The sequence below is a fragment of the Caulobacter sp. DWR2-3-1b2 genome (assembly GCF_049896345.1).
Lineage (GTDB): Bacteria > Pseudomonadota > Alphaproteobacteria > Caulobacterales > Caulobacteraceae > Caulobacter.
The window spans coordinates 526,472-549,288 of sequence record NZ_JAFCUC010000002.1 but is presented as its reverse complement, the minus strand read 5'-3'; the positions used below and the strand labels follow the sequence as shown (position 1 = coordinate 549,288).

Annotated in this window: 28 protein-coding genes; 17 read left to right on the top strand and 11 right to left on the bottom strand. The window is 65.9% G+C overall.

Translation table 11 applies throughout. The features are described 5' to 3' along the window. Positions 1-179 precede the first annotated feature (179 nt). A complete protein-coding gene (gene selD / locus ACP694_RS08830; protein ID WP_426011750.1) occupies positions 180-1,235 on the bottom strand; it encodes a selenide, water dikinase SelD in 1,056 nt (351 codons plus the stop codon). Positions 1,236-1,394: 159 nt separating this feature from the next. Here selD and mnmH point away from each other — a divergent pair, with 159 nt between their 5' ends. Next, positions 1,395-2,483, top strand: a complete 1,089-nt coding sequence (mnmH, locus tag ACP694_RS08825; protein WP_426011749.1) for a tRNA 2-selenouridine(34) synthase MnmH — start codon at positions 1,395-1,397, stop codon at positions 2,481-2,483. Between the two features lie 108 nt (positions 2,484-2,591). On the opposite strand, the gene ACP694_RS08820 is transcribed toward mnmH, so the two are convergent. Further along, positions 2,592-3,647 (bottom strand): site-specific integrase, encoded by a 1,056-nt coding sequence (locus ACP694_RS08820; RefSeq protein ID WP_426011748.1) that lies wholly within the window; start codon positions 3,645-3,647, stop codon positions 2,592-2,594. Positions 3,648-3,773: 126 nt separating this feature from the next. Between ACP694_RS08820 and dusA the strand changes: the two genes are divergently transcribed. Then, positions 3,774-4,790, top strand: coding sequence for a tRNA dihydrouridine(20/20a) synthase DusA (dusA, locus tag ACP694_RS08815; protein WP_426011747.1), 1,017 nt, complete (start codon positions 3,774-3,776; stop codon positions 4,788-4,790). 3 nt (positions 4,791-4,793) lie between these two features. Here the strand turns inward: dusA and ACP694_RS08810 are convergent, their stop codons facing one another. Further along, the gene (locus tag ACP694_RS08810) at positions 4,794-5,294 is read right to left on the bottom strand and encodes a TIGR02281 family clan AA aspartic protease (RefSeq protein ID WP_426011746.1); all 501 of its coding nucleotides are present in this window, start codon (positions 5,292-5,294) and stop codon (positions 4,794-4,796) included. 274 nt (positions 5,295-5,568) lie between these two features. On the opposite strand from ACP694_RS08810, the gene ACP694_RS08805 reads away from it, so the two are divergent. Continuing rightward, the gene (locus tag ACP694_RS08805) at positions 5,569-5,898 is read left to right on the top strand and encodes a hypothetical protein (RefSeq protein ID WP_426011745.1); all 330 of its coding nucleotides are present in this window, start codon (positions 5,569-5,571) and stop codon (positions 5,896-5,898) included. Between the two features lie 5 nt (positions 5,899-5,903). Here ACP694_RS08805 and ACP694_RS08800 read toward each other — a convergent pair whose 3' ends face one another. After that, positions 5,904-6,131 carry a DUF1289 domain-containing protein gene (locus tag ACP694_RS08800; RefSeq protein WP_426011844.1) on the bottom strand — a complete coding sequence of 76 codons (228 nt, stop codon included), beginning with the start codon at positions 6,129-6,131 and terminating at the stop codon, positions 5,904-5,906. A gap of 90 nt (positions 6,132-6,221) precedes the next feature. On the opposite strand from ACP694_RS08800, the gene ACP694_RS08795 reads away from it, so the two are divergent. The 5 genes from ACP694_RS08795 to ACP694_RS08775 all read left to right on the top strand — a co-directional run bounded on the left by ACP694_RS08795 (position 6,222) and on the right by ACP694_RS08775 (position 10,514). Beyond that, positions 6,222-7,103, top strand: coding sequence for a nicotinate-nucleotide--dimethylbenzimidazole phosphoribosyltransferase (locus ACP694_RS08795; RefSeq protein WP_426011744.1), 882 nt, complete (start codon positions 6,222-6,224; stop codon positions 7,101-7,103). Positions 7,104-7,235: 132 nt separating this feature from the next. Continuing rightward, on the top strand, positions 7,236-8,450 hold the full coding sequence (locus ACP694_RS08790) for an acyl-CoA dehydrogenase family protein (RefSeq protein ID WP_426011743.1): 1,215 nt from the start codon (positions 7,236-7,238) through the stop codon (positions 8,448-8,450). Positions 8,451-8,473: 23 nt separating this feature from the next. Then, complete coding sequence (locus ACP694_RS08785; protein ID WP_426011742.1) at positions 8,474-8,938, top strand: hypothetical protein; 465 nt, start codon at positions 8,474-8,476, stop codon at positions 8,936-8,938. Positions 8,939-8,958: 20 nt separating this feature from the next. Beyond that, complete coding sequence (locus ACP694_RS08780) at positions 8,959-10,104, top strand: acyl-CoA dehydrogenase family protein (RefSeq protein ID WP_426011741.1); 1,146 nt, start codon at positions 8,959-8,961, stop codon at positions 10,102-10,104. Positions 10,105-10,376: 272 nt separating this feature from the next. Then, positions 10,377-10,514: a hypothetical protein gene (locus ACP694_RS08775; protein WP_426011843.1), complete on the top strand. Its 138-nt coding sequence runs from the start codon at positions 10,377-10,379 to the stop codon at positions 10,512-10,514. A gap of 59 nt (positions 10,515-10,573) precedes the next feature. On the opposite strand, the gene ACP694_RS08770 is transcribed toward ACP694_RS08775, so the two are convergent. Both ACP694_RS08770 and ACP694_RS08765 read right to left on the bottom strand, forming a co-directional pair. After that, positions 10,574-10,873, bottom strand: coding sequence for a CC_3452 family protein (locus ACP694_RS08770; protein WP_426011740.1), 300 nt, complete (start codon positions 10,871-10,873; stop codon positions 10,574-10,576). Positions 10,874-10,941: 68 nt separating this feature from the next. Continuing rightward, positions 10,942-11,574, bottom strand: coding sequence for a TIGR00730 family Rossman fold protein (locus ACP694_RS08765; protein ID WP_426011739.1), 633 nt, complete (start codon positions 11,572-11,574; stop codon positions 10,942-10,944). Positions 11,575-11,691: 117 nt separating this feature from the next. On the opposite strand from ACP694_RS08765, the gene ACP694_RS08760 reads away from it, so the two are divergent. From ACP694_RS08760 to ACP694_RS08745, 4 genes are all read left to right on the top strand, one after another. Next, positions 11,692-12,507 carry a hypothetical protein gene (locus ACP694_RS08760; RefSeq protein WP_426011738.1) on the top strand — a complete coding sequence of 272 codons (816 nt, stop codon included), beginning with the start codon at positions 11,692-11,694 and terminating at the stop codon, positions 12,505-12,507. Continuing rightward, entirely contained in the window at positions 12,438-14,360 is a 1,923-nt protein-coding gene (locus ACP694_RS08755) for an ABCB family ABC transporter ATP-binding protein/permease (RefSeq protein ID WP_426011842.1), read from the top strand. The genes ACP694_RS08760 and ACP694_RS08755 overlap by 70 nt, the downstream gene beginning before the upstream one ends. A gap of 51 nt (positions 14,361-14,411) precedes the next feature. Next, positions 14,412-14,609, top strand: coding sequence for a hypothetical protein (locus ACP694_RS08750; RefSeq protein ID WP_426011737.1), 198 nt, complete (start codon positions 14,412-14,414; stop codon positions 14,607-14,609). Between the two features lie 182 nt (positions 14,610-14,791). Then, complete coding sequence (locus ACP694_RS08745) at positions 14,792-15,229, top strand: VOC family protein (protein WP_426011736.1); 438 nt, start codon at positions 14,792-14,794, stop codon at positions 15,227-15,229. A 5-nt stretch (positions 15,230-15,234) separates the two neighbouring features. Here ACP694_RS08745 and ACP694_RS08740 read toward each other — a convergent pair whose 3' ends face one another. Then, positions 15,235-15,666, bottom strand: coding sequence for a hypothetical protein (locus ACP694_RS08740; protein WP_426011735.1), 432 nt, complete (start codon positions 15,664-15,666; stop codon positions 15,235-15,237). Positions 15,667-15,766: 100 nt separating this feature from the next. Continuing rightward, positions 15,767-16,843, bottom strand: a complete 1,077-nt coding sequence (locus ACP694_RS08735; protein WP_426011734.1) for an alkene reductase — start codon at positions 16,841-16,843, stop codon at positions 15,767-15,769. A 188-nt stretch (positions 16,844-17,031) separates the two neighbouring features. Here ACP694_RS08735 and ACP694_RS08730 point away from each other — a divergent pair, with 188 nt between their 5' ends. The 5 genes from ACP694_RS08730 (at position 17,032) to ACP694_RS08710 (ending at position 19,862) form a co-directional block, all read left to right on the top strand. Next, positions 17,032-17,247, top strand: coding sequence for a hypothetical protein (locus ACP694_RS08730; protein ID WP_426011733.1), 216 nt, complete (start codon positions 17,032-17,034; stop codon positions 17,245-17,247). Positions 17,248-17,252: 5 nt separating this feature from the next. Further along, positions 17,253-17,459 (top strand): hypothetical protein, encoded by a 207-nt coding sequence (locus ACP694_RS08725; protein WP_426011732.1) that lies wholly within the window; start codon positions 17,253-17,255, stop codon positions 17,457-17,459. A gap of 72 nt (positions 17,460-17,531) precedes the next feature. Continuing rightward, positions 17,532-18,467, top strand: coding sequence for a DUF808 domain-containing protein (locus ACP694_RS08720; RefSeq protein ID WP_426011731.1), 936 nt, complete (start codon positions 17,532-17,534; stop codon positions 18,465-18,467). Between the two features lie 59 nt (positions 18,468-18,526). Beyond that, on the top strand, positions 18,527-19,393 hold the full coding sequence (locus ACP694_RS08715) for a dienelactone hydrolase family protein (RefSeq protein WP_426011730.1): 867 nt from the start codon (positions 18,527-18,529) through the stop codon (positions 19,391-19,393). 154 nt (positions 19,394-19,547) lie between these two features. After that, entirely contained in the window at positions 19,548-19,862 is a 315-nt protein-coding gene (locus ACP694_RS08710) for a nuclear transport factor 2 family protein (RefSeq protein WP_426011729.1), read from the top strand. Between the two features lie 139 nt (positions 19,863-20,001). On the opposite strand, the gene ACP694_RS08705 is transcribed toward ACP694_RS08710, so the two are convergent. From ACP694_RS08705 to ACP694_RS08695, 3 genes are all read right to left on the bottom strand, one after another. Then, a complete protein-coding gene (locus ACP694_RS08705) occupies positions 20,002-20,649 on the bottom strand; it encodes a DsbA family oxidoreductase (RefSeq protein WP_426011728.1) in 648 nt (215 codons plus the stop codon). Positions 20,650-20,716: 67 nt separating this feature from the next. Beyond that, on the bottom strand, positions 20,717-21,943 hold the full coding sequence (locus ACP694_RS08700) for a hypothetical protein (protein ID WP_426011727.1): 1,227 nt from the start codon (positions 21,941-21,943) through the stop codon (positions 20,717-20,719). A 327-nt stretch (positions 21,944-22,270) separates the two neighbouring features. Further along, on the bottom strand, positions 22,271-22,531 hold the full coding sequence (locus ACP694_RS08695) for a helix-turn-helix domain-containing protein (RefSeq protein ID WP_426011726.1): 261 nt from the start codon (positions 22,529-22,531) through the stop codon (positions 22,271-22,273). Positions 22,532-22,817 lie beyond the last annotated feature (286 nt).

Sequence of the window (22,817 nt, the reverse complement as noted above, 5' to 3'; positions counted from 1 at the left end):
CACCTTACAGGACAAGCGCGCGATGAGACCAGCCACACCTTCCCCAACTCGTTCGCCGTCCCGCCGCGCCGCCTTCGCTGCCACCGTCGGTCTCGCCGCCGGCGCGGCCCTGCTGCTGCCGGGATGCACCAAGGGAGAGGATAGGGACAAGAAAAGGCGAGGGCGGGGTTTCGGCCCCCTCAGGTGAGGAAGGCGTCGACCCTCACCTCCGGCGGTCCAGCCGTCATCCGCCCGACCACCCTGGCGGCGTTGAAACCCGCGTCCACGACCGTGCGTAGAACGGCGTCGGCGTCCTCGGGGGCGACCGCGATCAGCAGGCCGCCGCTAGTCTGCGGATCGGCGAGCAAATCCCGCCGCCAGTCCGGCGCGGCGGGGGGAATCTGGACTGCCGCGCCATAGCTGGCCCAGTTGCGAACGGCGGCTCCTGTGCGGACCCCCGCCTGGGCCAGGGCCGCGACCTCGGGAAGCAGGACCGGCGCGTCGGCGTCGAGTTCGGCGGCGAGCCCAGCGCCGCGGCACATCTCGAGTAGATGGCCCAGCAGGCCAAACCCGGTCACATCGGTAACGGCATGGACCCCGGCGATCTCCCCCAGCACCGAGCCGACGGTGTTCAACTGGGTGGTGGTGGCGATCAGGGCCGCGTAGCCCTCGGCCGACAGGCGCTGCTGCTTGAACGCCGCGCTCAGCACGCCGACGCCCAAGGCCTTGGTCAGGATCAGAACGTCGCCGGCCCGCGCGCCGCGGTTGGACAGCACGCGGTCGGGATGGACCAGACCCAGGGCGACCAGGCCGTAGATCGGCTCGACGCTGTCGATGGAGTGGCCGCCGGCGATCGGTACGCCGGCCGCCGCGCAGACCGAGGCCCCGCCGGCCAGGATCGCGCCGATGGTCTCCAACGGCAGCTTGTCGATGGGCATGCCGACGATTGCCAGGGCGAAGATCGGCGTCGCCCCCATCGCATAGACGTCCGATAGCGCGTTGGTCGCGGCGATGCGCCCAAAGTCATGGGGATCGTCGACGACGGGCATGAAGAAGTCGGTGGTGGCGACCAGGGCCTGCTGGTCGTTCAGCCGCCAGACCGCGGCGTCGTCCGAGGTTTCGGTTCCCACCATCAGGTTGGGAAACAGGCCGGCGGCCGGCGATTGGGCCAGAATCTCGCGCAGCACGGCGGGCGACAGCTTGCAGCCGCAGCCGCCGCCGTGGGCCAGGGAGGTCAGTCGAACGGGATCGGGCAAGCGGACGGCTCCTGCAACATCGCCACCACGATCCGGGCGAGTCTTCTCGCGGGGACCTTACGATTCCCCGGCGCGTCGCGCATAGTCGCCGCTGAGAAAAGCGATGATGACGAGACCCGACAGGATGATGATCGACCCGTGGCGGACCCTCAGGCGGACATGAAGCCGCTTCAGGTCCTGAAATCCGCCGATCCCGCCGCGCTCGCGGCCTATGACCAGATCATCGATGTGCGCAGTCCCGGCGAGTTCGCCCAGGACCATCTGCCCGGGGCGATCAACCTGCCGGTGCTCGACGACGCCCAGCGCGCAGAGGTCGGAACGATCTACGTCCAAAAATCGCGGCTGCGCGCCAACCGGATCGGCGCGGCCCATGTGGCGCGCAACATCGCCCATCACCTGGAGACCAGTCTCGCCGACCGACCCGAGGACTTCAAACCCCTGGTCTATTGCTGGCGCGGTGGGCAGCGGTCCAACGCCATGGCCACCATCCTTCAGCGGGTTGGCTGGCGGACGGCGGTGCTGGAGGGCGGCTACAAGACCTATCGTCGCTGGGTGCAGGCCAGACTCTATGACGCGCCCTGCGATCTGGACCTGGTCCTGCTGGACGGTGACACCGGCTCGGCCAAGACGGCGATCCTCAACGATCTGGCCCGCCTTGGCGTGCAGACCATCGACTTGGAAGGCCTGGCCTGTCATCGCGGCTCGCTGTTCGGGGCGGTGGCCGGCCAGCCGCAACCGGGTCAGAAGCTGTTCGAGAGCCAACTGATCGCGGCGCTCGACGGGCTCGATCCAGCGCGGCCGGTGGTCGTGGAGGCCGAGTCCAGCAAGATCGGCAACCGCGTCGTGCCGCCGATGCTATGGGAGGCGATGCGCCGGGCGCCGCGGATCGAGGTCACCGCGCCCCTGCCGGAACGGGCGCGCTACCTGGTCGAGGCCTATGGCGATATCGGCCACCAGCGCGAGGCGCTGTTGGCGATCCTCGAGCGCCTGCCGATCCATCCCAGCCAGAAGCGGCTCGCGGCTTGGCGCGAGATGGTCGAGGCGGGAGCCCTGGCGGATCTCGCCGAAGCCTTGATGGCCGCCCATTATGATCTGGCCTATGCGCAAGAGCGTCGAAAGTCCCAACACGCAATCTTAGCCAGCCTCGCTCTCGATCGGCTGGATCCTGCCGCGCTGGACCGGGCTGCGGCCAGGATTCTCGAGATCATCACCGCCCGCGTGTGTTCGCGCGTCGCCGGAGAGACCTGAGACCACAATGGCGGGTTATCGCCGGCGGATACGGCAAGGTCGGCTTGCGGAAGCGCTAGGCTCGCCTGTCGTCAGACCGCCGCCCGCGATGCGACAGTCGAGTGGGGATCAGGCCGCCGTTCTGCCAGCTAGGACGTCGTGAATCGATTCCGGGCGGAGGTGGGTGTAGCGCTTGAGCATCTTCCAATCCTTGTGGCCGCTGACCAGAGCGGCCTGTTCGATGCGCAGGCCCAGCTCGAACAAACGGCTGGTGCCCTCGTGGCGGAGATCGTGGAAGCGGAGGTCGTTGATCGCCAGCTTGGCGCAGGCCCGTGTGAAGGCGGCGCTGATCGACTTGCCGTTATACGGGAAGATGCGTTGTTCGGCGTTGCGCCGAAGCTCGCGCTGCACCTCGATCAAGGCCACCGCGTCGAAACCAGACGCGGCCAGGAGTGGGATCCTCTGGTCGTTGCCGGCCTTGTTTCGAGGGTCCTTTCGGTCCCGAATGATCAGCATCTTTGTGCGGGCCAGATAGTCGTCCCAAACGATGCGACAGATCTCGTCTTGGCGCATGGCTGTGGCGATGGCGAACTTCATGATCCGCGACATCGGCAAGCTCAGGCGGTTCATGGTGTCGAAGTAGAGGAACAGCCGCTCGAGTTCCTCGTCGGTGGGACGTCGATCACGCTCGTTGCTCTTGCCGATCAGGCCGAGGTGGGTGAGGGCGACACGCGCCACATCCACCTGGTCGGGCTTGGTCTCAATGTCATGTAGCGCAGCGACGCTGATCAGGACGGTCTTGATCGTGCCGATATACATGCCCACCGTCACGGGACCCGCGCCGCCCTTGGCGCGGCGCTTGCCAAAAGCGATGAGCGGAAGGCGGTCCAGTTCGGCGAACTTCGACTTCCCGACCGGATCGGCCTTCAACATCTTAAGCATGTCGAGCTTGGTTCGACCGATCTTCTTGCCGACCGACTTGAGGTCTTCGATATGCAGATCGATCAGGTCAACCAGGGTCCGCTTGTCCGCGATACGGGTGGACTTGGGCTTGCCGCCCCGATCGATGGTGCTCTCGGCCGCCGTGGCCCAACGCCGCGCGTCCTCGCGCCGGTGGAAGGTCTCGCTTATATAGCGCCCCTTGCGGCGGACAACGGCGCGCCAGGACCCGGACGGGAGCTTCACGAACGTGGCCAATTTTCGTGTACTCCCTGTGTACAGTGAGGCGTCGTACCGTGGCGAAAAGTGGCGTGTTTCAGCGTATTTTAGGTGTACACGCCGCCTATCTAACTCTTTGAATGTACGTTAAAAATGCAGCAATTTCAATCACATAGATTCTCTTGTGCGCCTATGATGGACTGGAGCGACCGTCACTGTCGGTCGTTGCATCGCGTGCTGTCTCGCCGGATGCTGCTCTATTCGGAAATGGTCACCAGCGGCGCCGTGCTGAACGGCGATCGCGAAAAGCTCCTCGGCTTCGACGATGGCCAGCATCCGGTGGCCCTGCAGTTGGGTGGTTCCGACCCCGCCGACCTGGCGGCCGCGGCCAAGATTGGCGAGGACTTCGGCTATGACGAGATCAATTTGAATGTAGGCTGCCCATCTGACCGCGTGCAGAGTGGCCGGTTCGGCGCTTGCCTGATGCGCGAGCCGGCGCTGGTGGCCGACTGCATGGCGGCGATGGCGGCGGCGGTGTCCGTGCCGGTGACGGTCAAGTGTCGGATCGGCGTCGATGACCAGGATCCGGAACAGAGCCTGTTCGAACTTGTCGATTTGTCGGCGAAGGCTGGCGTTTCGACCTTCGTGGTCCATGCTCGCAAAGCCTGGTTGAAGGGGCTGTCACCCAAGGAAAACCGCGACGTACCGCCTTTGGACTATCCATTGGTCCATCGCCTGAAGGCCCAGCGCCCGGACCTCACGATCATCATCAATGGCGGGGTCCCCGATGTGGATGTTGCATTGGCGCAGCTTGAGCTCGTGGACGGGGTGATGCTGGGCCGCGCGGCCTATCACGAGCCGGGCCTGTTGGGTCAGGTCGACCGGCGGGTGTTCGGCGAAGGGCGAGTTATCGACGCCTTCGAGGCCGTCGAGCTTTACAAACCTTATATGGCCAAGCAATTGGCGACGGGCGTGCATTTGGCGGCCATGAGCCGGCACATGCTGGGTCTGTTCCACGGCCTGCCGGGCGCGCGGGCCTGGCGCCGGATACTCACGGTCGAGGGGGTCGGCCCCGACGCGGGGCTGAACGTCGTCGATCGGGCGGCGGCCGCTGTCCGCCAGGCGATGGACGCCCGCGAGGCGCGCTTCGCCGAGAGGATCGCGAGCTAAGCCCTACGACCGCAGGACCAGCGCGCGCGGCGTGGCTTGGAAACTGGAGAGGCGGCCCAGATAGCTCATGCCCAGCAGCGACGTGTCCAGGCCGTGCTCGATGACCATGGCGTCGACGTCGTGAACCTGCGCGCCGGCCACCGCCACGCTGGCCAGCTTGACCGAAGCGGCCCGGGCTTGGCCGGACGCGGTCATCACCGTGTAACGATAATCGAGCTTGCGGACGTCGATGCCCAGGCGCTGGGCGTCGGTCTGGCTCAGGGCGACCGTGGTGGCGCCCGTGTCGATCAGGAAGCGAATAGCGCGGCCATCGACCTTGGCCTCGGCCCAGAAGTGGCCGTCTGGACCCTTGACGATCTGGGCCGCGCCGTCGTCGATGGAGGCGGTAGCAGGGGCCGAGCCGCGCAGGTCCGGCTGGCGCAGATCATCCAGCGATACGACGGCTTTCGCCGCCCCGACCGCAGAGAGCGCGCCTACGATCGCGATGGTCACGAACTTGAGCATCGAAGTCACCCCGCCATACAGGCTTGCTGACCGTTTCTACGGCCGTTGAGGGGAGAATAGTCGCGAATGGGTTTTCAACCCGTGAATCGACAGATACGCGACCCATTGTAGTTAATTAAACAATAATCTTACTGCAAGTTAAAAAACCGTAATACTGTTGTTGTGTGAGATTACACTTAGGTAATGTGCAATATGACTTCGATTTAACTTAAGTTCTTGCGCAATTCGCGGCAAATGCCTCGCGGCAAGTAAATGTTTATCGAGGAACACCGCCATGCATAAGATCATCGTCGCGACCGTCGTCGTTTCCGCTCTGGCGGGCGCCGCCCAGGCCGGAACCAGCAACTATGAATTCCTGCAAGCCGCTCGCTGCCGCGGCCTGGCCGCGTCGGAAGGGCTCGGCAAGTTGGACACCAGCAACATCGACACCTTCCTGAAGCAGGAAGGCAGCGCTCGCGAACTGCCGGTTCGCGTCTCGGCCGGCAACAAGATCACCGCCGCCCAGAAGGAAGGCGACAAGGCCCAAGGCTCCAAGAAGGAAAAATTGCTGGCTGAACGCTCGGGCGCCTGCTCGGCCTGGCTCAACGCCTCCGCCGCGAACTAGGACGTTCAAGGCGAACCCAGGTCGGCCGTCAGGCTGGCCACGGGGTCAGGGCGCAGGGGCAGGGCGGTCATGATCGCCGCCCGCTCCTCGTCGCTCAGGCGCGCCCACCCGGCGATCTCCGGAAGGGTTCGTCTGCATCCCAGGCAGACCCCGGTCCGCCCGTCCACCGCGCACACCTTCACGCAGGGTGTCGCGATGGGGCGGGGTGGAGAGGATGGAGCGGCCAAGGTCATGGTCAAAGTTCGCCCCTCCTGCCGGTCGGCGCAAGAGGCGACCCGGCGAACGCCCTTGCATCGGGCGCGGGCTGGCTTAAGTCCGCGCCCATGACCACTTCTCCATTCGACGACATCCGCAAGCTGGCGGCCGACGCGCCGTCCGCGCCAATCGCCTGCGCTCCCCCCGGCGGCGATCGCCTGGCCGAGCTCTCGACCTGGCTGACGGCCTGGACCGGCAAGACGCCGCCTGTCGTGCTGCGTCCCGTGGTCGCCCTGTATGCCGGCGCGGTTCAGGGCGTGGGGCCGAGGGGTTACGCCCGAGCTCGCCTGGAGGCCGTGGCCTCGGGCGGGGCCAATGTATGCCGTATCGCTGGCGCTCAGGGGGCGGGACTGGAAGCCTTCGACCTGGCCGTCGATCGTCCGACGCCAGATGCGGCCTCAAAAGCCTCGATGAGCGAGAAGGAGTGCGCCGCGACGATGGCGTTCGGTATGGAGGCCCTGGCCAAGCAGCCAGATCTGCTGATCCCAGGCGTCATCGCCGCCGAGACCGTGCGTACCGCCGCGACTATCGCCTTGGCCCTGTTCGGCGGAGACGCCGCCGACTGGACCGAGGCGCCCGAGCCGGTGGCCGCCGCCGTGGCCCGCGCCGCCGCTGAGGACGATCTGTCCGATCCTCTGCAAGTCCTGCGTCAGCTCGGTGGACGCGAGACCGCCGCCCTGGTCGGCGCGATCCTGGCGGCCCGGGTGCAGAAGATTCCGGTTCTGCTCGATGGTTACGCCGCCTGCGCCGCGGCCGCCGTGTTGCATATGATCGATCCGGCGTTGATCGCCCACTGCCAGGCCGCCCACGTCGGGACGGCAAAGGGCCATGCGCGGCTGCTCCAGGTCTTGGACAAGCGGCCCCTGATCGACCTGGACATCGTCGAGGAGGAGGGGGTCGGCGGTGTCACCGCCCTGGCCTTGGTGCGGCTGGCCTGCGAGGTCCGGTAGCCATTTCCGCTCAAAACTGATCGTTGTTTACGTTGACGCTAAGGTCATCTTTCCAAACGCGCGTTCGAACCCTATTGTGACTCCCGACAGTCAAGACGGCCCCTTGAGAGGCCGATTTCCCGGGAGCCCGCCATGAACCTCGATTTCTCGCCTGAAGACGTCGCCTTCCGCGACGAAGTCCGGGCGTTCATCGCCGAGAACTACCCCGCTGGCCTGCGCGAGAAGCAGGAGGAGGGCGAAGAGATGGCCAAAGACGATTTTCTCTCGTGGCACCGCATCCTGGCCAAGAAAGGCTGGGTCGCCCCGGCCTGGCCGGAAAAATTCGGCGGCCCGGGCTGGACCTCGGTGCAGCGATACATCTGGTCGGAAGAGACCGCTCGCGCCGACTGCGTGCCGATCCTGCCGTTCGGAATCAACATGGTCGGCCCGGTGATCTACACCTTCGCCACCCCCGAGCAGCAGGAACGCTTTCTGCCGCCGACCCTGTCGGGCGACATCTGGTGGGCTCAAGGCTATTCGGAGCCGGGCGCGGGTTCGGATCTGGCCAGCCTGAAGACCAAGGCCGAGCGTTTCACTGGCGACGACGGCAAGGAATACTACCTGGTCAACGGCCAGAAGACCTGGACCACCCTGGCCCAGCACGGCGACTGGATCTTCTGCCTTGTCCGCACCGACCCGGTGGCCAAGATCCAGGAGGGCATCTCGTTCCTGCTGATCGACATGAAGTCGCCGGGCGTGACCGTCCGTCCGATCATTACCCTGGGCGGCGAGCACGAGGTCAACGAGGTCTGGCTCGAGAACGTCAAGGTGCCGGTCGAAAACCGCATTTTCGACGAGAACAAGGGCTGGACCTGCGCCAAGTTCCTGCTGGCCCACGAGCGTTCTGGCATTGCCGGCGTGGCGCGCTCCAAGCGCGGCATCGAGCGAATTCGCCAGTTGGCTCAGACTGAACTGGGCGATGACGGCCTGCCACTGCTGACCGACCCGGCGTTCAAGCGCAAGGTCGCCGACCTGGAGATCGACCTGACGGCCCTGGAATATACCGAGTTGCGCACCCTGGCCGGTGAAGCGGCTGGCAAGGGCCCAGGTCCGGAGTCCTCGGTGCTGAAGATCAAGGGGACCGAGATTCAGCAACGGATCACCGAGCTGGTGCTTGAAGCGGCCGGCCATTACAGCGCGCCCTATTTCCGCGGCTTCCCGAAGGACGGCGACAACGCCCATCCGATCGGCCCGGACTTCGCTCATCGCGCCGCCCCGACCTATTTCAACGTCCGCAAGACGTCGATCTACGGTGGCTCCAACGAAATCCAACGCAACATCATCGCCAAGATGGTGCTGGGACTCTAAGGCGGCCGGCGCGGAACAGGTCGATGAACCCGCATGGGCCGGTCCTGGCCGCCATGATCGCGGTCGCTCCGTTCGGAGCGGCTCGCGACGCCATTGGGGGCGAGGTTCTGGAAGCCGCCGCGAGGGCGATCGGCCCTGGCGTCGTGACCCATACACGGCTGGCCCCTGGTCAAACGCCGGTGCTCGTGACCTTCCTCGGCCGCCCTGGAGATGTTCTCTGGAGCTCAGGCGAGGGCGCTCAAGCCGGTTGGCGCGGCGATGTCCGCTATCTCGGCGATGAGCAGGGCCCGTCGCGGTTCGAGGCGACCCAATTTTCCGCGAATGGGGAACCCTCGCCGAGGATCGGCTTCCTGGCGAAGACGCCTGGACGCGTGATCCTTCCGTTTAAGGATGCCGACGTCTTCCTAATAGTCGAAGCCGTTGAGCCAGATGGTCTGAAATACCATCTGGAAGCGGTGCTCAGAAACGAACAGATCGTAGACGAATAGTCTTCAGAGGAAACCCAGGGATGGACTTCAACTTCACCGAAGAGCAGTCGATGGTCCGCGACACCGTCGCGAGCTTCCTGCAGGACAAGTACAACTTCGAGACCCGCCGCAAGATCGTGGCCTCGGAGAGCGGCTGGCGCGCCGACTACTGGCAGGCCTTCGCCGAGGAACTGGGCATCTTGGGCGCCTCGTTCAGCGAAGAGCTGGGCGGCCTGGGTGGGGGCGCCATCGACAACATGATCATCATGGAAGAGTTCGGCAAAGCCCTGGTCATCGAGCCCTATGTGGGCACGGTGGTGATCGGCGGCGGCTTCATGAAGCACTCGGGATATGCCGGCGCGACCAGTGTCATCGAAGGCATCATCGCCGGCACGACGACCATTGCCTTCGCCTATGCCGAGCCGCAGGGGCGCTACACCTGGCAGGACCTCAAGACTACGGCCAAGAAGGACGGCGCGGGCTATGTGCTGAACGGCCACAAGGCCGTGGTGGTGGGCGCGCCATTCGCCAGCCACCTGTTGGTCACCGCCCGCACCGGCGGCGGCCAGCGCGACACCGGCGGCGTGTCGGTGTTCCTGGTCGACAAGACCCTGCCGGGCATCGTCACACGCGACTATCCGACGGTGGACGGCGGCCGCGCCTCCGAAGTGTTCTTCGAGAATGTCTCGATCCCCGCGGACGCCTTGATCGGTGAAGAGGGTAACGGCCTTCCGCTCGTCAACAAGGTGCTGGACGAGGCCACGGCCGCTGTCGGCGCCGAGGCCGTGGGCCTGCTGCGCAAGCTGCACGAGGGTACGCTGGACTACGCCAAGCAGCGCAAGCAGTTCGGCACCGCGATCAGCAACTTCCAGGTGCTTCAACACCGCATGGTCGACATGTTCATCGAGGTCGAGCAGGCCGTTTCGATGACCTATATGGCCACCATCAAGCTGGACGAAGGCGACGACGAGCGGGCCAAGGCCGTCTCGGCCGCCAAGGTCCGGATCGGCCGGGCCTGCAAGTTCGTCGGCCAGAACGCCATCCAGATCCACGGCGGCATGGGCATGACCGACGAGCTGGCCATCGGCCACTATTTCAAGCGCGCCTCGATCATCGAGGGCCTGTTCGGCTCGGTCGATCACCACCTGAAGCGCTATGAATCACTGTCGTTCGGCAAGGCGGCCTGACCGCCGTTCACGGACAACTGTCGATTGAAGCCGAAACCGCCCGCGACATGCCGTCGCGGGCGGTTTTTCTTTGCGACGCAAGGCCTTGCTTGAACAAGGAAAACGCCCATCGTCCGTAGGCGGAATTCATCAGGGTTCGGACGATTTTTCTTGCGTCTCGGCCAGTCTGGGGCATGCTTGACGATGACGCGCTGACGACTGGGAGGGGGCAAGCCCCTGTGAGCCGCGCGCGTCTCCTGGTCCAACGGCCTGTCTTGTTTTTCAAGCGAAGTCTGGGAGACGCCGCCATGAACGTATCGAAGATGAACCACGCCATGCTGTCCTTCGCCCTGCTGGGCGGGATGCTCGTCGGCGGGAGACCCGCGCTCAAGCCGACGGCTCAGCCGTCAAAGGCGTCGGAGCGGAAATAGGAAAAAAAAGGGGCGGTCCGCCGTGCGGGCCGCCCCTTCCTGTCGTCAATGTCCAAATCCTAGGACTTGGCGGCCGTGTTGCAGTCGGCGAGGCCGGCGGCGTCCAGCTCTTCGCCGCGATAGTTGAAGGTCGTGATCGCGCCAAGTTCCGCCGCGACCTTGCGGCAGGCGCGACCGATCGGAAGCGACTTGACTGCGGGCGCGGCGCAGACGTCACCGGTGCAGCGCCAGGCGGCGCCGTCCAGGATCAAGGTCGGAGCCTTGGATGGGGCCTTGAGCTTGAGGACCGCTCCCTCGGCCGCCAAGGCGGCGGACGACATGGCGGAAGCCGCGACAAGCGCGGCGACAAAAAGACGCATGATGGTTTCCTATATCCCCGGGCCGACAAGGGGAGGTCGGCCCATCTCAGGTTCGTTTCTTTTCGCTACTAAGTCAAGAAGCGGAGCGTGTCCGAAGCGTTTGTTTGCCTGGTTTCCAAGCTCCAGGCCAGTAGGGTTGGCGTTATATCGCTGGCCTTTTCAACGGACCGCCAGCAATCGGCCAGGCTGGGCGGGGTCAAACCCTCGTCGATGGTGTGCTGTAGCAGGGCGAACAAGGGGTCCCAGAAGCCGCGTGGGTTGTGAAACATAATCGGCTTGGCGTGCAGGTCTAGCCGTCGCCATGACAGGAGCTCGATGATTTCCTCCAGCGTGCCGATCCCGCCGGGCAGCACCACGAAGGCGTCGGAACGCTCGAACATCATCATCTTGCGCTCGTGCATCGAGGTGACGATCACGGTCTCGACGTCGTCGAACGGCTGCTCACGGCCGCGCAGAAAGTCCGGGATGATGCCAAGGACCTTGCCCCCCGCAGCATGAGCCCCGCGCGCCGTGGCGCCCATCAGGCCCACGCCGCCGCCGCCATAGACCAGCTTCAGCCCGGCCTTGGCGAAATCGCCGCCAATTTCGAAGGCCGCGTTCAGAAAAGCGGGATCGGCCGTGTTCGACGACCCGCAGTAGACGCAGACGGACGTCAGCGCGCTGGCGCCGGGGCTGGTTTGCTCGCTGGACAGGTCGGGCATCGTCGTCCACTCCAGGAAAAATAAACAGCGGGCCGGTTCTTGTGGACAAGCGCGGCGCGCCGCACGTGAACACCCAGGAAATTGGCCGGCGGGGCGTCGTCGGTCGTTGGATACGCCATGATCAGGATTCGGAAGATCGGTTTCAAGTCGGCCATGCTCCTGGCTGTGGCCGCGGCCCTGGCTTTGGGAGCCTGTGATGGCGGCGAAGGCTGGCGGCACGCTCCGGCCGCGACTGACGCCGAGCAAGCCTCGCCCCAGGCCGACTATCTCAAGCCGCCGGAGGTTCTTTCTGCGGCCCGTCAGGCCGACGGCGTGGTGCTGTCGGGTCAGGCGGCCCCAGGGTCCAGCGTACGGCTGGGCGCGCCGACTGGTGAAGCCCTGTTGGGTCAGGCTGACGAGGCCGGCCATTGGCGCTTGCTGGCCCCTCAGGCCGCAGAGCCTAGGCTCTACGGCCTGTCGATGACCCTGCAGGGGCGCACAGTGCAGGCCCAGGGCTATCTGATGGTGACCCCCGGCGGCTTGGCCGTGCTGCTGCGGGCCGGGGCGGGGGCGGAGGTCCTGGCCCAGACCTCGCCGTCGCCACGCATTCTGGCCGTCGACTACGACCGCAGCGGCGGAGGCGTGATCTCCGGTGTCGCCATGCCCGGCGCAGGGCTGGGCGTCCGCGTTGATCGCACCACGCGTGGTGAGGGCAAGGCTGACGAGGCAGGCCGGTTCGCCCTATCGCTCAACCAGGCCTTGGGGGCTGGCGCCCGTACGATTCAGGTCGCCGGCGAGGGGGGGGAGCAACAGATCGTGCTCGAGGTGAGCCCACCCCAGCCGCCGTCGGGCGGTCCCGTGCGGTCGACCCTCACGCCGCGAGGCTGGCGTGTCGATTGGATCACGCCGGGCGGCGGCGTGCAGACCACGCAATTGCTAGAAGGCGCCCAGTGAGAGGCATGGCGCGCGGCGGCGCGGCCGTCTCTGGCGCGGTCTCGGCCCCGGACGTCAAGCCCAACGGCTGGAAGGCCCTCACCGACCTCGCCCGCCTCGTCATGCGCTCCGAGGCGCCTGGGCTGCGCTGGCGCGTGTCCGTCGCCCTGGCCTTCACTTTCGTCGGCAAGTTCCTGGGCGTGATCGCCCCCTTGCTGCTGGGCAAGGCCGTCAATGAGCTGAGCCAGGGCAAGACCGCCGCCGCGCAGGTCAGCTTCGCCTTCGCGGGCCTGGCTGGCGGCTGGGCCTTGATCCGGTTCATCGCCGCCGCCGCGCCCCAGGCCCGTGATGCAGTGTTCACGCCAGTCGCCCAGGCGGCCCAGACTCGGGCGGCGGTCGAGACCTTCGCCCACGCCCTGTCGCTGTCGATCGACTTCCACCAGACCAAGCGCACGGGCTCGCTGTCGCGGGTGATCGATCGCGGGGCGCGGTCGATGGACTTCCTGCTGCGCGGCCTGGTGTTCAACATCGCGCCCACCGCCGTCGAACTGATCATGGCTGCCGTCGTGCTGGCCAAGGCCTATGACTGGCGCTTCGCCCTGACGGCGGTGGTCACTGTGGTGATCTATGGCGTGATCACCTTCTCGATCTCCGACTGGCGCATCGGTCATCGCCGCGTGATGAACGAGGCCGACGCCGAGGCCGCCGGCCGGGCTGTCGACGCCTTGCTGAACTACGAGACGGTCAAGGCCTTCGGGGCTGAGGACCGGGCGGTGGCCGGCTATGACAACGCCCTGCGCACCTACGGCGAGGCCAATATCAAGGCGACCAACTCGCTGACCCTGCTGAACGTCATCCAGTCGGCGGTGATGAGCCTGGGTCTGGGCGTCATGGCCATCCTGGCTGGCAGCGAGGCCGCACATGGCGACATCGGCCCGGGCGACGTCACAGCCGCAGTGCTGATCCTGGTCAATCTGTATGGCCCGCTGAACATCCTGGGTTTCGCCTACCGCGAGATCCGCCAGTCGTTCATTGATATGGAAGCCATGCTCGAGCTGCGCCGCGCCCAGCCGGACGTGGCCGATGCCGCCGACGCCATCGACCTGCCGCCGCCCGCCGACAGACGGGGCGGGGCGGTGGCCTTCGAAGGCGTGTCCTTCCGCCATGGACAGCGCTCCGAGGGGCTGCAGACCGTGACCTTCGCCGCCGAACCCGGCACGACGGTGGCTATCGTCGGTCCATCGGGGGCAGGCAAGACCACCATGGTGCGTCTGGCCCTGCGGATGATCGACCCCCAGGCTGGGCGCGTCACCCTGGATGGCCATGACTTGAAAGCGCTGAAACAAACCTCCCTGCGCCGCGCCGTCGCCCTGGTGCCGCAGGATGTGGCCCTGTTCAACGACACCCTGATGGCCAACATCGCCTTTGCCCGTCCCGAGGCGTCTGAGGCCGACGTCTGGGCCGCCGCCGAGGCGGCCGAGCTGGGCGAGTTCATTCGAGGTCTACCCGAAGGCATGGAGACCAAGGTCGGCGAGCGCGGCCTGAAGCTGTCGGGCGGCGAGCGGCAGCGGGTCGGGATCGCCCGGGCCCTGCTGGCCGACCCGCGGGTATTGATCCTCGATGAGGCGACCAGCGCCCTGGACAGCCGCACCGAGGCGGCGATTCAGGCCACGCTTCGCAAAGCCAGGGCCGGGCGCACGACCTTGGTGGTGGCCCACCGCCTATCAACCATCGCCGACGCCGACGAGATCATCGTCCTACGCCGAGGCAGGGTGGTCGAGCGCGGCGCGCACGCAACTCTGCTAGACGCTGGCGGCGAATACGCGGCGTTGTGGCGCAGGCAGACCCGAGAGAAACCGGTTGCGGCGGAGTAGCCGCGTCATTGACTCGGCCGGCCGCCAAGCTAGAACGAATGTAGAACAAAAATGGCGGTTACTGTGATGCTGACGCGCAAGATCGATCGGGCTCTCGACGCCATGGCCGCGTGTCAGGATCGCGTGCCCGCCCTGCGCGAAATTTATCGCGCCGACAGCCCGGAGAGCTTGGCGCTGGCCAGCCTGCTGGAGGCCGTGGAGCGCGCCCAACGTGTCCTGCAGGGCGACACAGCCTCGACGGCGGGCTAGAGCATTTTTCGAGCGAAGCGGTTTCGGTTCGCGTGAAGAAAAATGCGTCAAAACAAAAGGTTAGAGCTCCCGACCTGACGCAGTCAGGTCGGGAGCTCTAACGGGTCACAATTGTGGGGTGCGAGACCGGCGCCGCCCGCTGTAGTCTCAAACTTAGCCCCATTCGAGCTTAGGAGCCGCCCTTGCGCTATCTTCACACCATGGTCCGCGTGAAAGACCTCGACGCCTCGCTGCGCTTCTATGTCGACGGCCTGGGCCTGACCGAAATGTACCGGATGGAGAATGACAAGGGCCGCTTTACCCTGGTGTTCCTCGTCGCGCCTGAGGACGTCGAACTGGCCAAGGAGCGCCGCGCGCCTCTGGTCGAGTTGACCTATAATTGGGATCCCGAAGATTATGACGGCGGCCGCAATTTCGGCCACCTGGCCTACCGCGTCGATGACATCTACGAAACTTGCCAGCGGCTGATGGACATGGGCGTGACGATCAACCGTCCGCCGCGTGACGGCCACATGGCTTTCGTCCGCTCGCCCGACAATATCTCGGTGGAGCTGCTGCAGGATGGCAATCTGGATGCCGTCGAACCCTGGGCCTCGATGCCTAATACCGGGGCTTGGTAGGCGGCTTAAACGAGTTTGGTGCGCAATTCTGGCGGCGCGAACGTCGCGGCCAGGGCTTCCAGTCGCTGAGCAGGATCGTCGATGATCGCCAGCCAGGCCAAGCGCGCCAGTTCCAGCTTGTAGGTCGTCGCATAGCCGGTCGAGAATGGTGACGGCGTGCTGCCAGGCGGTTCAGCGGCCTTGGCGTTCAGCAGGCGCTGGCGGGCGAGGATGGCCGGGCGGTCGATCAGTACCTGACCGTCACCTCCGGCGACCCAGCTATCGACCACCGCCGACGCGGCCACGGCGTAATAGACCATGACGGGAAGGGCGCGTTTCTGCGGCGCCGGCTCGGCGATCATGGTCGGCTTGGCGCTGGCGGGGTCGATGATCTTGAAAGCCAGCGCCGCTCCGCCCCGTTGCAGGACGGTCTTCCAATGATCGTTGGACTCACTCATGGTTAAGCCTGTATCCGCTGTGCGCCGCGCGGTGAAGGCCCAACGCGGCAAATGGCACAGCGGATACGGACTCAGTCGGAAATCTTCGGAGCGCTTGTCGCTACTCCGCCGCCACCGTCTCGCGAGCCGTCAGGGCCGGGTAGTCGGTGTACCCCTTGGCGCCAGGGCCATAGAAGGTCGTAGGGTCCGGCGCATTGAGCGCGGCGCCGGCCTTGAGGCGCTCGACCAGGTCCGGATTGGCGATATAGGCCTTGCCGAAGGCCACGGCGTCGGCCGCGCCGGTATCCAGAGCCGTCTGGGCGGTCTCGGCGGTGAACTGCTCGTTGGCGATATAGACGCCGCCGAACTTGGCCCGCAGATCTACGCCCAGGCTGTCTGGGCCCGAATATTCGCGGGCGCAGAGGAAGGCGATGCCGCGCTTGCCCAGTTCGGTGGCGATGTAACCGAATGTAGCGGCGAGATCGCTGTCGCCCATCGAATGGGCGTCGGCGCGAGGGGCCAGGTGGACGCCCACGCGACCCGGGCCAAAGACCGAGACGGCGGCGTCGGTGGCGTCTAGCAGCAGGCGCGCGCGGTTTTCGATCGAGCCGCCGTATTGGTCGGTGCGCTTGTTGGAGCCGTCCTGCAGGAATTGGTCGAGCAGATAGCCATTGGCGCCGTGCAGTTCCACGCCGTCAAAACCAGCGTCCTTGGCGTTCTGGGCGCCGAGGCGGAAGGCCTCGACCACGCCGGCGACTTCCTCGGTTTCGAGGGCGCGCGGCGTGGGATAGGGACGCTCGGGGCGCAGTAGGCTGACATGACCGTTGGCGGGCAGGGCGCTAGGGCCGACCGGCGCGGCGCCGTCGTGGAACGAGGGATCGGAGACCCGGCCGACGTGCCAAATCTGCATGAAGATCCGACCACCCTTGTCATGCACGGCCTTGGTGATCAGCTTCCAGCCCTCAACCTGTTCCTTGGACCAGATGCCGGGCACGCCTTGGTAGCCAACGCCTTGGGGCGAAACCGGCACGCCCTCGCTGATCAGCAGGCCGGCGGAGGCGCGCTGGGCGTAATATTCAGCCATCAGGGTGTTGGGGATCTGGCTGTCGCCGGCCCTTAGCCGGGTGAGCGGGGCCATCACGATACGATTGGGCAGGTCGAGGTCGCCGAGGCGAAGCGGGTCGAACAGTGTGGGCATGGAAGCAGTCCCTGAAGGGGTCGCCAACGACCGCGTCGGCGTCCAGCTTATCTGGAGCGTCACGATGGGATCGCAACTGTCACAGGGGCTGATTTTATTCTGCGGGTCGCCGCAGGGAATCTGAACGGGCCATGCGGAACGTCTCGCGGCGTCCGATCGTTGGCTCTGAACACGAGTGGAGACTTCTCATGGCCGATCTTGACGTGACCAACGGCGACGACGCCGACGACAGCTACGATCCCTCGACGGTCGAAGCCAACCGCAACATCCAGCAGGGCGGCGGAGTCGGCGCGCGCGACCTAGCCCGCCAGGACGAGCCCGCCGAGATTGTCACGCCCGACGGCGGCGACAGCGACGACGACGCGCCGGTCGAGTCGCTCGGGCTCGCCCATCCCAAAGACTGACCCCCATGGCCGAACTCGACGCCAAAAAGCGTGACAAGCTTCCCGACAAGGCGTTCGCCGAGCCGGACAAGCGGGCCTATCCGATCGAGGACAAGGCCCACGCCCGCAACGCCAAGGCTCGCGCCAGCCAGGCCGCGAAGGCGGGCCGAATGTCGAAGGCCGAGGCGACGAAGATCGACAAGAAGGCCGACGCCGTCCTCAAGAAGGACTGATCAGGCTCGACCTCGGCGGGTGGTCCGGTCTATTCGCGAAGGACCGTTCCACTCGCCGCCCAGAGAATCCCCATGCCCTCCGGCCTCGCCGCCCTGCTCGACGACATAGCCGGCATCACCAAGCTGGCCGCCGCTTCTTTGGACGACGTCGGCGCCGCCGCCGGCAAGGCGGGAACCAAGGCGGTCGGCGTGGTGATCGATGACACCGCCGTGACGCCGGGTTACGCCATGGGCTTCACGCCCGAGCGCGAACTGCCGATCGTCTGGAAGATCGCGGTGGGCTCGTTCCGCAACAAGCTGCTGTTCCTCCTGCCCGGTGCGCTGATCCTCAGCGCCTTCGCCCCTTGGGCCGTGACGCCGATCCTGATGTGCGGCGGGGCCTACCTGTGTTTCGAGGCCACCGAGAAGATCATCGAGTCCTTTGGTCACCACGAGGCGGGAGACGAGGTCGAGGAACTGGCCCAGAGCAGCGCCGAGCTCGAGGCCCAGAAGGTGGCCGGCGCCATTCGCACCGACCTGATCCTGTCGGGCGAGATCATGGCCATCGCCTTGGCCGACGTCGCCGACCGCCCCCTGGCCATCCAGGCCGCCGCGCTGGCGGTTATCGGGATCGCGCTGACCGTCGTGGTCTATGGCGTGGTCGGGTTGATCGTGAAGATGGACGACATCGGCTTGCATCTGGCCAAGGGGGCTTCGGCCCCGCTGCGCGGCTTCGGACGCGGGCTGGTCAAGGCCATGCCTGTGACCATGGAGGCGCTGACCGTGATCGGGACAGGGGCCATGCTGTGGGTCGGCGGCGGGATCATTGTCCATGGCCTGGAGCACTTCGGCCTCCACGCCATTCCCAAACTGGTCGAAACGGGCTCGCATTGGGCGGGGTCCGCACCGGTGGTCGGCGCGGTGACAGGTTGGATGGCGATGGCGGCGGGCTCTGCGGTGGTTGGATCGATCGTCGGCAGTGTCGTGGTGGGCGTGCTGCATCTCGTGCCGCGCCGCAAGGCCCATTGATTGATCAAGGTCTCGGTGCTTGAGTTTGCGCGGCGGCTGAGACAGCGAAGGAAAGCGACATGTGCGACGACGATATCCATCAGGGCCTGGTGCACGATCCCCGCCTTTCCCGCCGCGGCTTTGGCCTGATGACCGTTGCGATCGGCGGCCTGGCCGCGACAGCCGCCCACGCGCAGGACACGGTCGTCGAGCAGGACGTCCAGATCAAGACGCCGGACGGCGTGGCCGACGCCGCCCTTTACTATCCCAAGGGCAAGGGCGCCTGGCCGGCCGTTCTGGTGTGGCCCGACGTGATGAGCCTGCGGCCGGTGTTCCGCGACATGGGCCGCCGGCTGGCGGCGGCCGGCTATGTGGTGCTGGTGCCCAACCTCTACTACCGCGCCAAGAAGGCGCCGGTGATCGAGGGCGCGTTCAATTTCGCCAATCCCGAGGACCGGGCCAAGCTGACCCCGCTGCGCGCCACCGTGACCCCCGAGGGCACTGACCGCGACGCTGCCGCCTATGTGTCCTTCCTGGACGCCCAGAAGCAGACCAGCAAGGCCAGGAAGATTGGCGTGCAGGGCTATTGCATGGGCGGGCCGCTGGCCTTCCGCACGGCCGCGGCGGCGCCGGGTCGCATCGCCGCGGTGGCCAGCTTCCACGGCGGCGGTCTGGTCACCGACCAGCCGACCAGCCCGCATCTACTGATCCCCAAGACTCACGCCGAATTCCTGATCGCGGTGGCTGACAACGACGACAAGTCGGACCCGACCGTGAAAGACAAGCTGAAGGCGGCCTTCGACACGGCCAAGCGGCCCGCCAAGGTCGAGGTCTATACCGGCGCTGCGCACGGCTGGACCGTCAAGGGTAGCCAGGTCTATGACGAAGCGGCCGCCGAGAAGGCTTGGGCCGAACTTCTGGTGTTGTACAAGCGCGCGCTCGCCTAGCGTCCGTCGCGGCGCGGACCGGCTGGTCCAGCCGCAGGTCGCGAGAATGGCTCAAAGCCAAGCATAGCCTCGCCCTGTAGAGCGGCGGGAGTGCTCATCGTGGCTCTTTTTCGCAGGCTCATCCGTCCTAGCTTCAGTAGCGATGGAGCAAACGATGAGCCTGAAGAACAAATGTGTGGTGGTCACCGGTGGCAGCGCGCGAGGCCGCGCGCGGCTGAAGGCCATCAACGCCGAGGCGCCGCCCCAGCCCGTCAGCCGTCCGACTTCAGCGGCCGTCGCGCGTTATGTGACGCTGTTCAACCAGCGAAACTGGGAGGCCCTACGGGCGCTACTTGCCGACGACGTCCGGCTCAGTCAGTCCGCCCATCCGCTCCGTGTCGGCGCGGCGGATGTGGGGATGTTCTTCACGATCTACGCCCAGAGCCCAACGGTTCACCTGGTTCCTGCCTGGAGAACCGCGAGGTCGTAGCCGTTTTCGAGAACGGCCTGGGGCCAGCGCCCAGCTACATCATGTGGCTAGCTTGGCGTGAGGGCCAGATTGCCATCATTCAGGACTATCGCCATGTCCGATATGTGGTCGCCGACGCAGAATTGGCGCTCGCGCCGTCCTAGGCCTCGGCGGCGATCTGGCGCAAGGCCTGCTCGAAATAGTCCGCGGGCTGTCCGCCGGAGATCAGGTAGCGGTCGTTGATCACCACGGCGGGCACCGAGCTGATCCCGGCGGCCTGCCAGGCGCGCTCGGCCTCGCGGACCTCCTGGGCGTAGCGGCCCGAGGTCAGCACCTCATGCGCGGCATGCGGGTCGAGGCCAACCTGCAGCGCGGCCGCCACCAGCACCTCGTGGTCGGCAGGGCTTCGACCGTCCGTGAAATAGGCGTCGAAGAGGGCACGCTTCAGGGCCGGTTGGTGGCCGACGATCCCCGCCCAGTACAGCAGACGATGGGCGTCGAAGGTATTGTAGATTCGGCTATTCTCATCGGTCACCATGGTGAAGCCGACGGCGGCGGCCCGGTCGTGGATCGCCTGGCGGTTGGCTGCCGATTGCTCACGGGTCGCGCCGTACTTCTCGGCGACATGCTCGACGATGTTCTGCCCCTCGGGCGGCATGTTTGGATTGAGTTCGAACGGCTGAAAGTGAATCTCGGCCTCGACGAGATCGCCGACCCGCTCGAGCGCGGACTCCAGTCCACCCAGGCCGACGATGCACCAGGGGCAGGATATGTCGGAGACGAAGTCGATCTTCAGGGGCGTGGCCATGGCGGGTCCAGTCGTGGGGAGATTCGACATATAGGATGAGGCGCCGCGTGACCTAGGATCAAAAGACTCAAGGCCGCCGGGTGGCGAGAACAGCAGCGGGGCAAGCCGCGCGCTCGGCTGGTGTCAGGCTGGCCGGATTGGCGATCGTCGTGACCAAGGGAGGACCGGGCGTGAAGGTCGCGAAGGACGGGGCGTCGGACAGCCCCGCATCCGAAGCGTGCAGTCGACCCCGGCCAGTCCAGGCCTGGCGCTCTTCGGCGCTCAGGCCGCCCAGCGTGGCGCCGTCGATATAGAAGGTGACGTCGCGACCCAGGCGATCGACCCTCTGGGCGCTGGGGCGGACCTTCAGCGCGATGGCGCGCCGAACCTTCCACGCCTGAGCCAGGGGATCGCTCGCGAGCAAGGTCGCGATCGCGTTGCGAATGGGGCCGAGTTCGGGGCTGGTGTGCGCGGACCGGTCCTTGAAGAAGGCGTAGTCGATCTCCGTGGGCACGCGGCCGTTGGCGGCGTAGGCGCTCATGAAGGTGCGGATCTTGCCGCCATCGAGGCTTGCGCTCTTGTAGAGACCATCGAAGGTGGCCCGCACGGCGGGCACGCGACCGATCGTGTCAAACCCAGCCTTCCAAGCCGCCCGGCGCGCCGGATCTGCCCACACGCCGCAAAGATAGGTCTCCAGCGTGCGATCGACGGTGCGATCAGGCATGCGGAACATGCGCCGCACGGCGTCCGCCTCGACGCCAAAGCTTGACGCCAGCACGACAGGATCCGCGGTGTCCACGGCCTGCAAGATCAATTGCACCTCGCGCCCGCCACCGCCCGTGGCGCCGTTTGGCCCCCAGGTCAGGTAGGATCGCGGGTCGTTGGAGAAGCAAAGATTGGCGCCAGCCGCCGGATTATAGCGTGGCTTGGACTGGCAGAAGTTCCATTCCATCCGGGTATAGTCGGTGTCCTCGTAGGTCAGCATCAAGGTGCGGGCGCGCGCATCGACGTTGGGTGGCGCGCCACCGACCAGGGCGTTCCAGTAGGGGAGGGTCAGCGCGCCAGACCGCGCATCGGCGTCTCCGGCCAGGACGGTGGCGAAGGCGGGGCAGGTGGCCAGACGGGCCAGCGCGGTCCGCGTACCAGAACCAAATTGCCCATCGACCGTGATCGTCGCGGCGCGACCGCAAGCGACCAAACCGGCCTTGGCCTTCTCCTGCGCCTGGCTGACCGGCCCGTAGCGGCCGTCAAACAGCCCCTTCTCCGCAAAGCGATAGAGCACCTGGGCGTTCGCAATGCCGGCGGAAGAGATCATTATGAGGGCCAAAAGCCCCACTCGGAAGTCATGTAGAACCATGGCGCCCCCCGCAGGCCGAAGTGGTCGGCCAGAGCGCGCACGTCCGATGCGCGGCTCGTATAACAGCGGTATCATTGCGACGCGGTGTTGGACAGGGAGGTCGTTGGTTGGGCGGGCGCGCACGGAAAGTTGGGAGCGCGCGGTGGGCGACCGCACGGGTCAGCCTCGCACGGTTGGCCGGAAGGTCGATCCAACCGTAGTCGTTCGGTCATGTAAATTGCCGGGGCGGCGCTCGCGGTGAGGGGATAGATCTCGCCAGATCGGATATCTTCGCCTGCGGGTAGGTTATCGGGCGGCGGATCGCAGTCCATGCGTCATGGCTTGGGCCGCAATCGCGGCCTGAGTGCGGTTGTGAACGTTGAGCTTGCGCATCAAGGCGGTCATGTGAGCCTTGACCGTGGCCTCGGCGATGCCGAGGTCAAAGGCGATCTGCTTGTTGAGCAGTCCTGAATTGACGCCTGCCAGGACCTTCATCTGGGTCGGCGTAAGGTCGCCAAACGCCGCCTGCGGGCTCCGGTCGAGAACGCGGACTTCCGTCGTGGTCATGCTTGATCCCCTCTGCTTCATCCCTGCGCATTCATCTTGCAATGACGCGGCGCCTGCCTGTCTTGTCCGTCGACTCGGTCGGTCGATGCAGGTTCACGTTGCTGATGGTAACGCTATCTGTTGGACAAGTTCAAGCTGTTTTGGCTTTGGGAGCGTGCACATTCTGTAATAGCTAGAGAGACACTAAAACCTGTCATACAGGTTTTAGTGTGATGGGCTGGCTCGACAGAGTTCGGTGACGCGCTGAGCTGCCGCCTCGGTCAACGCGGCTTTCTACGAGACGCGG

Bases quoted from the DNA above. Each gene is read 5' to 3' on its own strand.
- mnmH (WP_426011749.1), top strand. From the start codon at position 1,395: ATGAAGCCGCTTCAGGTCCTGAAATCCGCCGATCCCGCCGCGCTCGCG.
- dusA (WP_426011747.1), top strand. From the start codon at position 3,774: ATGCAGCAATTTCAATCACATAGATTCTCTTGTGCGCCTATGATGGAC.
- ACP694_RS08810 (WP_426011746.1), bottom strand. From the start codon at position 5,294: ATGCTCAAGTTCGTGACCATCGCGATCGTAGGCGCGCTCTCTGCGGTC.
- ACP694_RS08805 (WP_426011745.1), top strand. From the start codon at position 5,569: ATGCATAAGATCATCGTCGCGACCGTCGTCGTTTCCGCTCTGGCGGGC.
- ACP694_RS08800 (WP_426011844.1), bottom strand. From the start codon at position 6,131: ATGACCTTGGCCGCTCCATCCTCTCCACCCCGCCCCATCGCGACACCC.
- ACP694_RS08795 (WP_426011744.1), top strand. From the start codon at position 6,222: ATGACCACTTCTCCATTCGACGACATCCGCAAGCTGGCGGCCGACGCG.
- ACP694_RS08790 (WP_426011743.1), top strand. From the start codon at position 7,236: ATGAACCTCGATTTCTCGCCTGAAGACGTCGCCTTCCGCGACGAAGTC.
- ACP694_RS08785 (WP_426011742.1), top strand. From the start codon at position 8,474: ATGAACCCGCATGGGCCGGTCCTGGCCGCCATGATCGCGGTCGCTCCG.
- ACP694_RS08780 (WP_426011741.1), top strand. From the start codon at position 8,959: ATGGACTTCAACTTCACCGAAGAGCAGTCGATGGTCCGCGACACCGTC.
- ACP694_RS08770 (WP_426011740.1), bottom strand. From the start codon at position 10,873: ATGCGTCTTTTTGTCGCCGCGCTTGTCGCGGCTTCCGCCATGTCGTCC.
- ACP694_RS08765 (WP_426011739.1), bottom strand. From the start codon at position 11,574: ATGCCCGACCTGTCCAGCGAGCAAACCAGCCCCGGCGCCAGCGCGCTG.
- ACP694_RS08760 (WP_426011738.1), top strand. From the start codon at position 11,692: ATGATCAGGATTCGGAAGATCGGTTTCAAGTCGGCCATGCTCCTGGCT.
- ACP694_RS08750 (WP_426011737.1), top strand. From the start codon at position 14,412: ATGGCGGTTACTGTGATGCTGACGCGCAAGATCGATCGGGCTCTCGAC.
- ACP694_RS08740 (WP_426011735.1), bottom strand. From the start codon at position 15,666: ATGAGTGAGTCCAACGATCATTGGAAGACCGTCCTGCAACGGGGCGGA.
- ACP694_RS08735 (WP_426011734.1), bottom strand. From the start codon at position 16,843: ATGCCCACACTGTTCGACCCGCTTCGCCTCGGCGACCTCGACCTGCCC.
- ACP694_RS08730 (WP_426011733.1), top strand. From the start codon at position 17,032: ATGGCCGATCTTGACGTGACCAACGGCGACGACGCCGACGACAGCTAC.
- ACP694_RS08725 (WP_426011732.1), top strand. From the start codon at position 17,253: ATGGCCGAACTCGACGCCAAAAAGCGTGACAAGCTTCCCGACAAGGCG.
- ACP694_RS08720 (WP_426011731.1), top strand. From the start codon at position 17,532: ATGCCCTCCGGCCTCGCCGCCCTGCTCGACGACATAGCCGGCATCACC.
- ACP694_RS08715 (WP_426011730.1), top strand. From the start codon at position 18,527: ATGTGCGACGACGATATCCATCAGGGCCTGGTGCACGATCCCCGCCTT.
- ACP694_RS08710 (WP_426011729.1), top strand. From the start codon at position 19,548: ATGAGCCTGAAGAACAAATGTGTGGTGGTCACCGGTGGCAGCGCGCGA.
- ACP694_RS08705 (WP_426011728.1), bottom strand. From the start codon at position 20,649: ATGGCCACGCCCCTGAAGATCGACTTCGTCTCCGACATATCCTGCCCC.
- ACP694_RS08700 (WP_426011727.1), bottom strand. From the start codon at position 21,943: ATGATCTCTTCCGCCGGCATTGCGAACGCCCAGGTGCTCTATCGCTTT.
- ACP694_RS08695 (WP_426011726.1), bottom strand. From the start codon at position 22,531: ATGACCACGACGGAAGTCCGCGTTCTCGACCGGAGCCCGCAGGCGGCG.